This window comes from Bacillus sp. PK6-16, from assembly GCF_056530295.1.
In genome coordinates this window covers 2,308,926-2,324,839 of record NZ_CP096511.1, presented here as the reverse complement: position 1 = coordinate 2,324,839, position 15,914 = coordinate 2,308,926, and the positions used below count along the sequence as shown (strand labels likewise).

Here is a 15,914-nt window from a genome sequence, read left to right as displayed (position 1 = left end):
AAGCAATTAAACTACAAGGTTATTTTTTATTCGAATCATACTTATATATAATTGAAAGGCGAAGTCTTTAATGAGACTCCGCCTTTCTGTTATATAAGGATTTATTAATTATCACTTTTCTGTTTAACAGTGTAATCATAGACTTTCTATGTTTTAGTTCACTTTACGCAGAATTAATATTTCCCTATTTTTGTGGAGTAACAGTTTCCACTTTTAATTCCTTTATTCCTTCTTTTAATGTAACAGCATCTGTTCGTAATGTTTTCCAACTGTCTTTAGCCGCATCCAAATTATTCTTTAAGAATTTAAATCTATTTTGTTCAGCTTTTTGAGATGCGGTCTTAATATGTCCAAGTACTCCCGAATATTGAGAATCTAAGTCATGCCACTGCGTGGACATATAAGTAAGAGCGTTAATAGCATCATCAAGCGCCTTGTGCATTTCATTAATATTACTGTAAGCAACTCCAACTACACGATTTAAGGTTACTTTATAATCCACGGTCTGACGTAATTCTGCTAATAAAGGCTCTAACTTACCTAAATTATCCCTTGCTACTCCCACTATAATACCGCCAATTATTGGTAGACCCAAAATAGCACCCTTCATTACATTAAACCCATCAGATTCTAATTGTTTATAATAGTTTACTGATCCTAATACTTCTTCTAGACGCTTTTGATCGGCATCAACATCTGCACCTTGATTTTTTAAAATTGACTGCAAGAGCTCTTTATTACTTCCAAAAGCTCTAACATCATGTCCAATAGAGTCTCTTAATTTAGTTAATTCTTCTATTAGTTGTTGTGCATACTTTTGATTTTGTTGAATTTCACCTCGCAAATCTGTAATCCCTTCTTTTAAAGTTTCTCCATCCCCTGTATTAATCGCTTCTACCATTGTTTCATAATAATTGTCAAATGTTGTATCGTATTCAACAATACCATTCAATGTATCTAAAAGCTGTTTTTTTACTTTCGTATCCCAAGTAACAGCATGTGCCCTTGCATTCTTTTGATCTTGTACGATTCTACCAGGTAAATCTACATATCCATTAATGGTAATTCCCTCAAAATTCACATCAGGATTCTTAATTAACATATAAGAATAGGCATTCATAGATTTTGCAAATAATCCAGCCTTTTGCAAGGTCTCTTTCATTCTCGCTTCATTTGCAGAAAGAGCCGTATCTCCATTATTCGTTTGTTCAATTTCACTTGCAAAAGTTGTTACTGGTGAAACTACATTTGCGGTTGTAATAGTTAATAGCGTCGATACAGCGAGTAATTTGTAAGGGATTTTTTTTATCATTTCATTTTCCTCCAATTTAGGTTTTATATTTCAGTTCTACTCCTGTTTAAAAGCAATATCTTTTGAAATGAATTCTGCATCTTTATGAATATCATTCCAACTTTCTTTAGCGGCTTTTAAATCATCTGGTATTAAAGAGAATTTGTGGTCTTGCATAGAATCGATATTATCCAGTAAATCTGTATAATTTGCGCCCATTGTATTCCATTGCTTTTGAATATTTGTTAGAGACAATATCGCTTGATCTACAGTCTGATATAAATATGCCAATGTTTCTTTCGCGTTAGTAAGCGAAAGAACTGCTTGATTAGCACGATCTGCTTTCATACTTAATTCTCCGATTTTGTTAGAAATTTCATTATAGGAGTCCATATGCTTAGATGCTGTGACACCAGCCGCTGTTCCTAAACCAATACCAGCTGCGCCAAGAGCCGAGAGTCCACCAACAACAGCCGGTGTTGCTGTACCGCCAGTTACAACAATAACTACCGCTCCTCCAATAGCTGCAATAACTAAAATAGCTGCTCCCAATCCACCACCAATTGACCATGCTAATACATCATCAAAATGTTTTTTCTGAGTAGAACGAAGTTGCTCAATTTCAGCTTGAAGTTGTGGAATCGTTGCCTGTTGACCTGCTAATATTGCAGTTAATCCACCTTTCCCATCTGGACCACCAACATTATTTTTAAAATCTGTAGAATTTTGATATAGTTTCCCTTTGAAGTCTTGTAGCATCTTAATCACATCTGTAACTTCGTTTGAATTTGTATTGATTGTAGTAATTAAATCATTTATACCCTCTTTTAGACCTGCCTTATCTTTCTTTTGTACAGTTTCTACTAATGTGTCGTAATAATTTTGAAATTGTTCATCGTAATTTACAATATTACGAGCAGTTTTTTGAATCTGTGGCTTCGCTGTATCTAACCAGTAATTCGCATTGATTCGTGATAGCTCTTGATTAAGGTGAATATTTTTGAGCAACTCTCCCCCCTCTGAGCCTAAATCGATATTAGATAAATTTACATTTGGTTGCTTAATCATTGTTTTTGCGTATAAATCCATTACTAGAATATGAGACCCTGTTTCAGCTAATGCTTTCTTCAGTCCTTCGGGGCCTAATGCATAATTGCCTACTTTTTGTTCTTGAGCGGTCGTTTCTTGTGCAAATGCATGAATAGTGTTACCGGTAGTAGCAGTTATAACAGTTGCTAATGTAGCTAAAGTTAGTACTTTGAATGGAAATTTTTTCATGACTATTCTCCTTCTTTCGCTAAATGCTTATACTCTTTATAGATTTCCAAAAAACGTAATATCAAAATTTATATACTTGCTCTTCAAGGTAACTTATTACATTTTTTAATTGTCTTAATGTATCTTTTTGAGACTGCTCGCTAGTTGTATCAACATTAGTAGATAATTTTGTAATGCTATTTTTTATTAGATTTAAATCTTCTTTATAGCGCTTTAGTAGATCAAGTTCTACATCTATTTGATTTGCAAACGTATGCAAATCATTTTGTGTAAGAAGAAGCATTGATTTTTGTAAATCAGCTATTGATAATTTCGTTGTTAAATCATATATTTTTTGATTTTGTTTCTCTAAATCATCTAAATATGCTCGCTGCTCTGCTGTTAATTTATTTACTTCAGCAAAAACGCCAAATGTTTTCTTAATCTTTTCGGTATCAATGACCTTCATCAGGTCATACTCTTGTGTTTTTGCTGCGGCTGCGGCTGCTATTTCACCTTGTTTGCTTTTCTCAATTGCTTCACGAGCTGCTTTCTTTGCTGATTCAATCTCTAGAGCAGTTTTACCTTGCTCTGTTGCTTCTTGCACTGCTTTTTTCTCAGCTTCTAGAATAGAGTTGTTAATTTCTTTTCCTTTGTTATACGCTGCCACCCCTGCTTGAGCAGCTGGTTCAATAATTTCTTTTGAAAGACTATAAACTTCTTTGAATATAGCAAATCCCTGTTCATTTAAAGCCCCTGGTATTAATGCAATTTGCTGTAAATCATTTTGAATTGCTTTTTTGGTATTTAATATTTCATTTTTTAACTGGTCTATTTTTCCTGTTCCATCTGTACTTAGTATGCCTTGAGCAGTTGCCACATCAGTATCAAAATCTTTTAATTTTTTATCAAGCTGTAATTTAAGATCTGTTAATTCATTGATTTGCCGTTGCGTATTTTCTTGATTCGTCATAGCCATTTCTTGAAGTACTTCAAGTCTATCCGAAAACCCTTCTCTATCTTCTTTATTGTCTACAAACGATTTTAATGTCGGGTAATAGCTATTAAATTTTGTTACAAATCCTTTACTTTTTGAATTTAATAGAATTAACTGTGGATAGAGTTCCGATGACCATTCCTTCATATCTTGTTTGATTAGGAATTGATTTGTATTTAAAGCTGTGACTTCCTCTAACTGTACATTAGGACTCATTAAAGATTGATCAATATACGTTTGGATTAATTTAGATTGCGCACCTAATTTTCGTAATGAAGAGGAAATATCCATGCCTTCCTGTTGAGTTTCCGCTTGAACGGTTGGTGTTGCGAGAGTATTGATAGGAATATTTCCTCCAGTTACAATGGATGTGACTAATAATCCTGTAATTATTTTAGTTTTCATTCCGTACACTCCTTTACCATTGTTTTTATAACTTAATTCATATAACTTGTACGACCTCTCTCTTTGTAAACTGATTAAGAAGGAGAAATCTTTCAGATAGGATAATATCGTTATTTTTTACTTCTAATAGGATGTAAGGATTTTACTTACTTCTCACTTCGATACTTTATTTTTTCAAATATAAATAACAAAAATTTATTAATTATATTTGAATCAAGCACCCTATGAATAGTAAATGAGTAATTCTTCCCTAGAATTGCGGTTTAACTTACAGAACTGCGAGAATCAATAAACCAATGCTTACAGTTAATCTTGTCATAACATTGTTTAATTTAAATTTAATAATATTACTCTTAGTTTTATCAGCAAGCTCCTTACTAGACTACAAAAGGTGAAATTATACTGTACATCGCTTATACTTTTATTGCGGAATAACTTCACTTTTGTTATGCAGAAACTTAGAACACGTTTATTACAAACTTGATTCTTGACCTCTTGTAAATAAATAGACTATTCGAAAAATATTTTCAACATAATGTTACTTACAACTTCACTATAATTCCTATTAGCGTAACCTTATCCTTTCTGTCTGGTCATACCAGTTATGTTGTTCATTAAAACATTAAATTTTTAATGCGTAAATAGAAAAATTTTGTCGATTACGATCGATAATTTACTGTTAAATAAAAATATGAACCGAAAAAAATTATATAAATATAGTTATCCGTAAATTTCATTTCTGTAATTGTAATGATTACAAATTAATGTGTATACGGTTAAAAATAACTATTTTAGCTCAACCGAGAAATTTTATTTTAGAAAAAATACTTATAGAATAATATAATAGGTCTTTTTATACTTTTTTACCTTTATTTAGTTATGTATAATTGCATAAAATGTAGATATATTTAGTAATATATGTTATATTGTTGATTTTTTCACAAAACATCCTAATATCATTATTAACAAATATTCAGTATGAAGATATTAGTCTATAAACTTATCATCGTTATAAACATAGGTTTTAAATTACAAAAAAGCTGCAAAGCTTCCTTGGAACACTTTGCAGCCTTCTGTCTTTTTTTTCTTTAGCAAAATAATGGTTAGTGAATTTTCATTTTTTGGGATACTTACACCCATGTTTAAGTCTTTACATTGGAGACAGCAAATAACAAGCTTATATTATTGTATATTTTTCACGGTACTGCCTAGGAGTCATGCTAGTGATTTTTTTGAAAACTCTTATAAAATAACTTTGGTCATTAAAGTTAAGCCAAGCACAGATATCTGATAACGAATAAGTAGTGAGGGTTAATAATTTCTTTGCTTCTTCCACTCGTTCCCTTTGAATATATTCACTTAAAGTAATTCCCATTTCTTTTTTAAATAGTTTAGACAGATAAGTAGGCGTAATTTCTAAATGATTAGCAAGTTCATTCAGAGATATTCCATCGTAAACATTTTTATTAATATGTTTTATACATGTAGTAACCGCGTAAGAATACTTTTTTGCATTGTATTCTTTCACACGATCTGCAAAGGTACGTAAAGCGTCCCCTGATAATCGCTTTACAGATTCTACATTATCTAATTGTTCTAGGGTTTGTATATATAAAATACTATGGGCAAAAGCAATATCTGGTGGCAGGTTTCCTTCTATTGCATATCGAGTGGCTAAGGTAATCGCAATAATTCCAAGGTTTTTTTGATTCCTGAGCGGATCCTCTATTAGCATAAGTTCAACATCTTCTTGCGAAACCGCATACATATACTGTATTAACTTTTTTTTATTTCCTTCTTTAATAGTCGAAAAGAAATCATTTACTAATGCCATATTGTGCGTTTTAGGTTTGTTTTGTCGGCGTTTTAAAATATATAAATCCGGTTTCACAATTTTATTAGGAACTTCCTCTAGTACTTTATTTTTTTCCAAGACAATATCTACATCTAACTTTTCATTGAAAATCATGTAATGTAATAAAATTCCCATATCAATTAATGTAGTTTTTTTAATCTCAGATAAACACTGATAATAGGCAAGTCTTTCTTGAATGTTATCATTTGATTTAAATTCTTTCTGAAATTTTATGATCATATCATCTGAATCTTTTGAATGTATAGTAGGACCGATTATAATAGTCCCTTTAATATCATCATGATTTTCTATATGAATTAGAACAAAATTTTCAAGATAGTTGTTACTTCGGAAAAGTGGCAAGTTAAAGGGATCGTTTTCTTGATAAATATCAGTAAGATGTTCTTCTTTTGAAGAATAAAAAGGACTACAAACATTATCAGATGTAGAATGATATAAAATTTTTCTGTCTGCAGATAAAATATGTACAGGGGCATTAAATGCTTTATGTGCAAGATCACACAAGTGTTGTATATCGATAGAAGTATTCATTACATTCTCCTTTATAGATCCATAAAATATATTCTGTTATATATAATTCACGACAAATAATACTATAAAATATCAAATTAGTACAATTCACAACAAAATATTACTATATCTTTTTTATAAAAATCATATATTATTTAATTGTAGTTAGCATCTAAATATCAGAGTAGATACGTAAAGGAAATACACTAAGTTCTTTTCTTAATTCTACAAAATATAATTATTGAACTTGAGAAAATAGTGAAGTACTACAAAATACAGTGGTAGTCAATGCGAGGACCACGCTGGAAAAAGATTTAAAATAAAGCGAAAGTAACAGGAGATACTGTACCACCGCAAGAAATAACAGTCAAAGTTCCAATTCAATCCTTTCTACAAATTGAATTCAAAAAATAAATACTGCTAATTTACATGTGAAACTGAAAAACTATTTTGCTCCAAATTTTAGAAAAAGATAATAAAGAAGTTGTGAAATTGGAAACAGATGAAAGCGATACGGCTATTTTTGAAGCACTATGCTTTGAAAAATACAAGGTAGAGGAAATTCAAGGATTCAATTAAACATTTAATTGAGAGAAAGGTCTTTTCATCAACTAAAAATAAAAAACGAATGGAATATTCAAAAAATGACACTATATTACTGGTCGTAACATTAGTTTTACTTTCCACAAAAGAGGAAAAAATATATAGACTTTACAAATACTAAAAATAGCAAACTAGCTAGTTTTATTACCGCATCACATAAAGTGAAACTTTAATCAGTGGGGGTTTTGTTCATCCCCCACTGATTATTAGCCCATACCAATCGGGCTTTTACGGGCAGCCCGCCCCCCACCTAACTTCTTTGCTTCCGCTGAATTTTGAGGTGGAGTCTTACTGCCCGGCAAATAGCGGGATAAACTTATTATTAATTTCCAAATACAATAGTTTTTAATCAACAAAAAAACTTCACTAATTAAGGTGCACAGTAAATTGACCTCAAAACAGTAATTACTACAATATCAGTTTTTACTTATTCTATAAAAAAGAAATATCATTTAATAATTATTACTTTATATCAATTTAGACATAAAACATTTTATTATATCGGCTTAAGTATTATGAAATTAAAATTGCAAATAACACCAAAACTCTTTTAAAGGCTCATACATCGTTCGTATCGGGTTGATTATCTTTTGATACCTATGTCATTAACACAAATAAAAAAGTTTATTACAAAGGAATCTGAGAGGTTTTTTCAATTTCGAAATTTATTTTTTTGTAAATTAAAGGAAAAACAATCCATATATATACGGATTATTTTCTTAGTGTAGTCTGTATTGACCTGTTAACTGTTTTTCAGCCATTCAAACTAAGCGTTTTGTAATCTCTCCACCGATCCGAACCATTTGCAGATGATGTGATGTATCAGGTCCCAGTGTGACCCCTAGTTCAAAAGCACTTTCATACTTCATTTGCTCAATAGTACTTGTAGTAGCAGAAATAAGAATTTCATTTGTATTACTTTCGTATCTTTGAATATTTATAAATAACATGTACCTAATTATGCTATTTACGCATGAATAACCTAATTTATTCCAGTATTTTTATAGGAACCCTTTCCCTCCCCTTATTTCACCAATTAAATTTGAAACACAAATGTACATTGCATTTCAATATAACAATAAAAGCTACAAAAGCAACGAATTTACTATTTTAAAGTTAAGTGTTTAACCTTTAAGTACTTAAATTCTTTTTTCCAGATAAAGCATACATTATATCTTGATGTTTTATTGTCCTCTTATAATTATGTGGTATCGGGAATTTATTTCGGTGTTCTTTTATTATAATTAAAGTTTGAAGTTCTATGCTCAATACTTTTGCGAGGACATGATAGTTATATCCATTATTTAACAGAGAAATTATGTCATAAAACATAGTTTTTCCACCCACTAATTTTACTAATTTATTCTTTAACTCATCCCTTTTTTCTTTAGCTTCATCAATTTCTAACAACATAGATTTTTTATTTGTCTGCTTAATGTATTGAGTATACAACTCTGGGAATTCTTTTTGTACTTCTTTGTTTAATACTGGTTTATATTTAATCATGTAAGTAACTTGTAACAATGAGCGTTTTAACAAACTATCTTCAATGAGATACGCTACTTTATTAAATAAATGTACATATTCCTCAATATTGGAATAACTATTAAAATGAGCTAATACTCTACTTTTTATACTAAAAGCCTTGCCTACATAAATAATATTGTCATTATAATCTTTAATGAAATAAATACCACTGTCAGATTTTTTTAATTTATTATCCAATTCTTCTATACTCATAAAATGCAATTCACTCATACTTCTCTCTCCTTAGCAGTGTTAAATCGTAAAAAACAAGCAAGGTTTCTAAAAAAGTACTTAGCTGCCCTAGCATCTCTTATTTTATCTCTTGCTAAATGTCAAAAAACTGTTTCTATGTTACTCAACTATCAATATGATTATTAATAAAATTTTCGATCGTTATTATCTCGCAATTTTATCATGTAATTTCGAGATCGTTTCCTCATTTAAATTACTGTGTTTTATCGAATAAAGGAAATATACTACTACCCCAATAGTAATCCAAATACTAAAGTACACCCATGTCCTTAACGGTAAATTTAGCATTAAAAACACACAGCATACAATTGCAACGCATGGTAATACAGGTACAAAAGGTACCATAAATCCACGTTTTAAATTTGGGTGTGATTTACGAAGGATAATAACTGATAGACAAACTAACGCAAACGTCACCAAACTACCGATATTAACTAAATTAACTAATTCTTTCAAATCAATAAACCCAGCTATTATAGAGCTCCCTATTCCTGCCAATCCAGTTATAAAAGTCGGTGCTCCAGTTTTCTTATTAACTTTCGCAAATGATTTCGGTAACAATCCATCACGACTCATTGCAAAGAATACTCGTGTTGCCGCATACATATTGGAAAAAATAACAGCCATAAGGCCAATTACAGCACCTGCAGCAATTGCACCAGCGACTTTTCCTTGTCCTACAACTTCCATTACATAAGCCATCGCCTCAGGAACATTTAATTCTTTATAGGAAACCATTCCTGTCATAACAAGGCATACCATAACATAAATAATTGTACATATGATTAATGATGCAATAATACCGATCGGAAGATTACGTTTCGGATCTTTTACTTCTTCTGCTGAAGTTGCTAATATATCAAAACCCGTAAAAGCGAATAAAATAGCTGCTCCACCCGTAAAAACTCCACTTAAACCGTATGGTGCAATTGGTATCCAGTTCATTGGTTTTACATAGAATATACCAACCGTAATAAACAACAAAATCATTCCAATTTTAATCAATACCATTATATTATTGATTCGTTTACTTTCCCTCGTACCACGAGATAACATCCATGCCAATATCAATGTAATAATTACTGCTGGTAGATTCACAATACCACCATGCGAAGGAATCGTTACTAGAGCTTTAGGTATCTCTAATCCAAATCCCTTTATTAAATTGTGGAAATAGCCTGTCCATCCAGCAGCGACAGCTGCTGTTGCCACGATATATATTAACAGCAATGACCAACCTACTAGATGAGCAACAAACTCACCAATTGTTGCATATGAGTACGTATATACACTACCAGACGCCGGGAGTGTAGAAGCAATTTCCGCGTAACATAATGCTATAAATCCACATATAATTGCTGCAAGTATAAATGAAAAAACAACTGCTGGACCAGCATTTCTTGCTGCTACTAATCCAGTTAACACAAGAACACCTGTTCCAACTATCGAGCCTACCCCTAACATAATTAAATCAAATGCCCCTAATGTTTTCGTTAAAGTCTTGCTTTGATTATGCTCTAACAATTGTGTAACGGATTTCTTTTTTAGTAAATTACTCATATTTTCTGTATCCCCTTTAAAATAAGGTTTGTTCTTCTCGTTAGTGTTGTATATAAATTTACTTAGTTATTAACTAGCCTCATAATATTTCTTTTACATTAAATAGATTTGAAATATTATATAAATTCGCTTCTCACTTACTAGTTAAACTAGACATTTCCATAGATTTTTGCGTACAACGTTTCATAGCTGAAATGATAGCTGTTCTTAAACCTTTTTCTTCTAGCGTTACTACAGCTTCTATCGTCGTTCCACCTGGAGAACAAACCATATCCTTCAATTCACCTGGATGTATTCCTGTTTCCAATACCATTTTTGCAGAACCTAATACAGCCTGAGCCGCAAATTTATAAGCTTGTTTTCTCGGCATACCACCAAGTACAGCAGCATCTGCCATGGCTTCTATAAACATATACACATATGCTGGAGAAGAACCACTAATAGATGTAACAACATCCATTAGCTTTTCATTTATGACCTCCGTCTGGCCGAAAATATTAAATATGTTCAGTACCTCTTTTATATCTTTTTCTGTAACCATTTCATTAAAACATAACGCAGACATTCCTTCTCCAACAAGTGCCGGTGTATTAGGCATTACTCTAACAACTTTTAACTTTCTACCAAATTCATTCTCAGTGCTCTTAATACTTTTTCCTGCAGCAATAGTTACAACGATTACATCATTTTTTATTTGATCTTTTATTTGGTTAATTACCGATGAGTATAAATCTGGTTTGATTGATAAAATTAAAATGTCAGCACTGTTAGCGACTTCATTGTTGTTAGTAGTTATAGTTATGCCATATTCATTACTAGCATTTTTTAAATTAATGACGTTTAAATCTGAACAAATTATTTGATCTGGAGAAACTATATTTTTTTTTATCATCCCACCTATCATAGCAATACCCATGTTTCCACATCCGATGAATCCTATTTGTTTATTCATAATAATTCGCTCTTGCTCCTTCTACTCTAAATTTTATTGATTTTGAAATTATTATTCTAAATAAGGGCTATTACAATTACTTGGTTTATCAATAGAATTTCAAAATTCTCCTTCCTATATAGAGCTTACATATACCTCTAATAACTTCTTTGCTTTCGCTGAATTTTGAGGTGGGGGTCTTACTGCCCGGCAAATAGCCGGATAAAATCATTTCTTTAATCTATAATAAGAAAGACATAAAAAAACAAAAAGTTACAAAAATTTTTAAATTAAAATTTTTGTAACTTTTTGTTTTGATGCAAATATAATTTCAATTAAGGTATCTCACCGTTTTAAACTTGACGCTCCATAATCTTGTATAGTTACATTTATATGATATTTAATCGGTACCTTACTAAATGTTTGATCCCAATTTTTTTTGACTTTCTCCCATGTTCTCGGGTGTTTAATTCTTAATTGGTTGCCAAAACCCGCAATATCGACTTGGTATTCTTTTTGTATTTTTTTTGTAACATGATGTACTAAGTGCTTTACTTCTTTTTCAATAGCTTTTTCTTCCCTTTTTAAAAATTCATTTTCAAAATCTTTTCCTGATTGTATCCAATTTTCAGACAAACGCCCTTCTGATTCAATGTTTACATCAAAGGAAATATTATTTCCGTTAACATGTGGTATGATTTTGCTTTTTATTGACTTTATTTCGTATATAATGAGTTTCTTTGATTCTTTATCAAAAGTTTTTACCACACCACCATTCCTTTTTCCGTTTATCCATACTACTCCTTCCAATTCCTGTTCATTTAAAAAGCCCATCAACTTTTTTGTCTTTCCTTTGATTACAGCAGCTCCTGCAAATTTTGTTTCTCCTTTTATCGAGATTACATTTTGCAAAAGAAAACTGGACCCTGACCGCATCTTTCCTTCCAATTTAGCGAGCGATACAGGAGGTAAAATCCTTGTTGTTCTATTTCTATTATCTGCAATTCCAGACAAACGAAATGCTGGGATTTCTCCTTTTTTGTTTGTTTCCAGTACCTCCTTCGCTAGACCCTTGCTAATTAAGAGCATACAGCTAAGCCGAACTTCATTGTCACGGAGATACTGTTCAAGTAATTGTTCTAAACTGTATGTACGTACAAGACTATCACTAATAACAATGTTTTTTAAATGTGGGCTGAACATTGTGCTCTCTCTTTTCAATGAAAACTCACGAACAATTTGATGAATGGAATCACCGGTCTCAGAAACATTTATATAACGTTTTTGTTGTCCATTTCCTTTACTTTGTGCTTGCGAACTAACAATTTGATAAGTAGCTGTTATAAGATTTCTTTTAGGATAACCTCCTTCCTCATCCTCTTTCTCAATTGTTGAATCCTTCCCTTTATCTAGTGCTATACCTGCAGTTAAGCTCAACTCTTCTACTTCTTTACTGCTCCAACATCCTGTTAAAAACAGAAGCAAAAGCGTCCATAACAAAGCCAAATAGAACCGCATATAATTAAATTTATGTTTCACACTACTCCTCCTTTTAATCGTGTAATAATAAGAAGAAGCAGTGGTAGTAAACCAAATAAAAATAAAGCAGCATTACCGAGCATATCCCCCAATTTAAGCAAGTCATTTATATTTTTCGAAGTCATAGCAATGATGTAAATGATTGGAATTAAAGCAAAAATAAAAGGATGAATACTCTTTTTAAAGAGTTGTGCTAATCCTAATGCAGCTGCATAATAACTAATCGTATAGGTAGCAAATATTTGCATAATCCATATTACAAGCAGTAAAGATTCAAAACGTTCAAATATCAATCCAGAAATTTCAAAACTGCGCATAAGGTCAATTGTCGGCCATGTTCTTGTTACAACTCCATCAATTGATAATGCACCAATGACCATTACAACAGTTATTACATAAAAGATTAACGGAATAGAAATTCCAACTAAAATAGCTTTTACTGCTTTATTTCGTTGTTCCATAAATACCAAAAGAATTAACATAATTTCAGGACCTGTATATGCGAGAGACGTTGTTTTTATCCCATCTAATACCGGTTTAATTCCCAAACCTAATACGGGACGGAGATTATCTATCTCGAATATTCCGATGCTCATAAAGGAAATGATTAAAAAAATAAAAACAGTAATAGGAAATATTATTTCAAACATCCGTGCAATTGAATTAATACCACTCATAATCAAATAGAGACCTATCCACATAAAAGGCATAACAATAGCCCATGTGGGGGTTCCTTCGAGCAAAAAAAAGCTTATTACTTCTGCCATTGAACGAATTTGAAATGCTGAAGTTGTAAGAAAATACCCTATAATAAGAAAACTAAGTAATCTACCTATCCATTTTCCTACAATATCTTGACTATATTGGTAAAATGTTTTTTCTGGAAACTGCTGACTTAATTTGACCATAATTACTCCTGAAACCATTGCCAGTATTCCACCTAATATCACACTTAGCCATACATCTGGTGTTTTCACTTTTTCCACAGATGCTCTGGGCAGAGTGAGAATTCCTGTCCCAAGTATGTAATTTACAATAATAACAACTGCCTGTGCAGTTGTTATTCGGTCTTTAAGTTTCGTAATCACTGAAGGCCACTTCCTTTCGTCATCAGCTACCTTTTGCGGATATTTTTTTTGGTATGCATTATTTTCGGTCGACGTCTCATTATTTTTAATGGCATGCGAACCATAAAATCTTTCCAGTCACTGAATCGATATGGAACAGCAGGGCTGGTATAAGGAACGCCAAAACTTTTCAGTTTCACTAAATGACTGCAAAGTAAAAGAAAGAAGAGAATAACTCCATACAAGCCAAATATCGCAGCACAAAACATAGCTATAAAACGAAGAATGCGTAACGTAATTCCCACACTATATTGCGGAATAGTAAAAGAAGAAATAGCTGTTACCGCAACAACGATAACCATTATTGGACTAACAATTCCTGCTTCTACGGCAGCCTGACCAATTATTAAACCGCCCACAATTCCCATTGCAGGTCCAATCGGTTTAGGCAGACGTAAACCTGCTTCTCGCAAAACTTCGATAGCTACTTCCATAATTAACGCTTCTATTAAAGCGGGAAAAGGAACTCCTTCTCGCGATCCGATAATAGAAATAGCGAGCTTAGTGGGAATTAATCCTGGATGAAATGAAATAAAAGAAATATACAGTGCTGGAGCAAATAATGAAACAAAAGCTGTCATGAAGCGTAATAAGCGGAGAAGCGTACCAGGAAGCCACCTTTCATAATAATCTTCTGGTGATTGCAGCAGCATACTAAATGTAACTGGAGCAATTAAAACAAATGGTGTTCCATCTAACAAAATAGCTACTCGACCTTCCATCAAAGCACTAATAACACGATCAGGTCGTTCTGTATTTTGAATCTGCGGAAAAGGACTGAGATAATTATCTTCAATAAGTTGCTCTATATAACCAGATTCGAGTACACTGTCTATGTCAATTTTCTGAATTCTGTTTTTTATTTCATCCACCAATTCTGTACTAGCAAGATCTTTAATAAATGCGACGACTAACTCTTTCTTTGCACGTTCTCCTACTGGTAGCTTTACTAATGATAAGCTCTCATCCGCACAATGTCGTCGCAAAAGTGAGGTATTATCACTTAATACTTCAGTAAAACCGACCCGTGGCCCTCTGACTAATGCCTCCGATACTGGTTCTTCAATGTTTCGTTTATTTGCTTTTGTTGTACCAAGAATAAACACATCTGCTAAACCATCAATTAAAAGAGCTGTTGAACCTATCAATACTTTGGGTATTAAATCTTTTATGTAATGGACTTCTGCTACTTCACTAATTGTAAGAACTTTATTTTTAATATATTCTTTTGAAACAGTCCCCTCCACATAAGAAGATTCATTTTTATATTCATCAGAAAAATCATCCATTAGTAATTTCATAATATGTTTGTCAATTATCTCTTTATCTGATAGACCATCAACAAAAACGATCCCAGCCTGAATATCTGTGCGCCCAATATTAAACTTCCGAAAGCGAACATCAGAATTATGTCCGATTTGTTGCTTTATAAGTTCTAAGTTAGAGGCAAAATCATTTGTGAAATGAACGATTGTATTTTGAGAAGGTTTATACTCTTGTTTCGTTTTACTTTGAATATTATTTTTTTTCACTTGTTTGTCTCTTGACTTCCACCAACTCATTCTTCCCACTCTTTCTCTGACATACGAACCCAATGAAAAAATCTTGAGATAGTATACGGAATTAAAAACAAGATAAAAGCTTGTACAAAGACTTTCCAATCCGGAAGATAAGAAGTAATTATGTTCCACATTTTTATCACCCAATTTATATACTCTGCTAGGATTGAGATTTCTAAAAAACGATATGTACTTAATAAAAAATAACGATAAGATTAAAGAGCAGAAAAGCGAGACATTATGCTTATTTCGTACCAATAACCTAGTTAGTATAAAAGCATTTCTGACCTAAAATACCATTTCCAATTATAATTTGTTAAATATTATCTCCTTTTCCCTTATTTATATGCCCGCATTTGAATTTCAAATAATATAAGGATCGATGATATTTCCTCTTAAAGAAAAAAAGATGCTAGAAGATAGCATCTTTTTTCAACTCAACTTACTATGTATTTATATTTTATTGTGGAAATACTCGTT

Annotated in this window: 12 protein-coding genes; 1 reads left to right on the top strand and 11 read right to left on the bottom strand. The window is 32.0% G+C overall.

What is annotated here, in order from left to right:
* Nucleotides 1-184: 184 nt before the first annotated feature.
* The 4 genes from hblA to M1D66_RS11880 form a co-directional block, all read right to left on the bottom strand.
* Complete coding sequence (gene hblA / locus M1D66_RS11895; protein ID WP_086384991.1) at nt 185-1,312, bottom strand: hemolysin BL binding component B; 1,128 nt, start codon at nt 1,310-1,312, stop codon at nt 185-187.
* Nucleotides 1,313-1,348: 36 nt separating this feature from the next.
* The gene (hblD, locus tag M1D66_RS11890; protein WP_000714440.1) at nt 1,349-2,569 is read right to left on the bottom strand and encodes a hemolytic enterotoxin HBL lytic component L1; all 1,221 of its coding nucleotides are present in this window, start codon (nt 2,567-2,569) and stop codon (nt 1,349-1,351) included.
* Nucleotides 2,570-2,630: 61 nt separating this feature from the next.
* A complete protein-coding gene (hblC, locus tag M1D66_RS11885; RefSeq protein ID WP_086384992.1) occupies nt 2,631-3,950 on the bottom strand; it encodes a hemolytic enterotoxin HBL lytic component L2 in 1,320 nt (439 codons plus the stop codon).
* 1,177 nt (nt 3,951-5,127) lie between these two features.
* Nucleotides 5,128-6,357 carry a helix-turn-helix domain-containing protein gene (locus M1D66_RS11880; RefSeq protein ID WP_086384993.1) on the bottom strand — a complete coding sequence of 410 codons (1,230 nt, stop codon included), beginning with the start codon at nt 6,355-6,357 and terminating at the stop codon, nt 5,128-5,130.
* Nucleotides 6,358-6,786: 429 nt separating this feature from the next.
* Here M1D66_RS11880 and M1D66_RS11875 point away from each other — a divergent pair, with 429 nt between their 5' ends.
* Nucleotides 6,787-6,915, top strand: coding sequence for a hypothetical protein (locus M1D66_RS11875; RefSeq protein WP_000939298.1), 129 nt, complete (start codon nt 6,787-6,789; stop codon nt 6,913-6,915).
* Between the two features lie 785 nt (nt 6,916-7,700).
* Here M1D66_RS11875 and M1D66_RS11870 read toward each other — a convergent pair.
* The 7 genes from M1D66_RS11870 to M1D66_RS11840 form a co-directional block, all read right to left on the bottom strand.
* Nucleotides 7,701-7,889, bottom strand: coding sequence for an alpha/beta-type small acid-soluble spore protein (locus M1D66_RS11870; protein ID WP_000897406.1), 189 nt, complete (start codon nt 7,887-7,889; stop codon nt 7,701-7,703).
* Nucleotides 7,890-8,070: 181 nt separating this feature from the next.
* Nucleotides 8,071-8,697 (bottom strand): GIY-YIG nuclease family protein, encoded by a 627-nt coding sequence (locus M1D66_RS11865; protein WP_001292161.1) that lies wholly within the window; start codon nt 8,695-8,697, stop codon nt 8,071-8,073.
* Nucleotides 8,698-8,862: 165 nt separating this feature from the next.
* Nucleotides 8,863-10,278, bottom strand: coding sequence for an amino acid permease (locus tag M1D66_RS11860; RefSeq protein WP_000067450.1), 1,416 nt, complete (start codon nt 10,276-10,278; stop codon nt 8,863-8,865).
* Nucleotides 10,279-10,411: 133 nt separating this feature from the next.
* Nucleotides 10,412-11,230: a pyrroline-5-carboxylate reductase gene (proC, locus tag M1D66_RS11855; RefSeq protein WP_001041290.1), complete on the bottom strand. Its 819-nt coding sequence runs from the start codon at nt 11,228-11,230 to the stop codon at nt 10,412-10,414.
* 324 nt (nt 11,231-11,554) lie between these two features.
* Nucleotides 11,555-12,748 (bottom strand): Ger(x)C family spore germination protein, encoded by a 1,194-nt coding sequence (locus M1D66_RS11850; RefSeq protein WP_086384995.1) that lies wholly within the window; start codon nt 12,746-12,748, stop codon nt 11,555-11,557.
* Complete coding sequence (locus tag M1D66_RS11845; RefSeq protein ID WP_048538264.1) at nt 12,745-13,836, bottom strand: spore germination protein; 1,092 nt, start codon at nt 13,834-13,836, stop codon at nt 12,745-12,747. Before M1D66_RS11845 ends, M1D66_RS11850 begins: the two co-directional genes overlap by 4 nt.
* Before the next feature lie 26 nt (nt 13,837-13,862).
* Complete coding sequence (locus tag M1D66_RS11840; protein ID WP_140335651.1) at nt 13,863-15,437, bottom strand: spore germination protein; 1,575 nt, start codon at nt 15,435-15,437, stop codon at nt 13,863-13,865.
* Nucleotides 15,438-15,914 lie beyond the last annotated feature (477 nt).

Bases quoted from the DNA above. Each gene is read 5' to 3' on its own strand.
- hblA (WP_086384991.1), bottom strand. From the start codon at position 1,312: ATGATAAAAAAAATCCCTTACAAATTACTCGCTGTATCGACGCTATTA.
- hblD (WP_000714440.1), bottom strand. From the start codon at position 2,569: ATGAAAAAATTTCCATTCAAAGTACTAACTTTAGCTACATTAGCAACT.
- hblC (WP_086384992.1), bottom strand. From the start codon at position 3,950: ATGAAAACTAAAATAATTACAGGATTATTAGTCACATCCATTGTAACT.
- M1D66_RS11880 (WP_086384993.1), bottom strand. From the start codon at position 6,357: ATGAATACTTCTATCGATATACAACACTTGTGTGATCTTGCACATAAA.
- M1D66_RS11870 (WP_000897406.1), bottom strand. From the start codon at position 7,889: ATGTTATTTATAAATATTCAAAGATACGAAAGTAATACAAATGAAATT.
- M1D66_RS11865 (WP_001292161.1), bottom strand. From the start codon at position 8,697: ATGAGTGAATTGCATTTTATGAGTATAGAAGAATTGGATAATAAATTA.
- M1D66_RS11860 (WP_000067450.1), bottom strand. From the start codon at position 10,278: ATGAGTAATTTACTAAAAAAGAAATCCGTTACACAATTGTTAGAGCAT.
- proC (WP_001041290.1), bottom strand. From the start codon at position 11,230: ATGAATAAACAAATAGGATTCATCGGATGTGGAAACATGGGTATTGCT.
- M1D66_RS11840 (WP_140335651.1), bottom strand. From the start codon at position 15,437: ATGAGTTGGTGGAAGTCAAGAGACAAACAAGTGAAAAAAAATAATATT.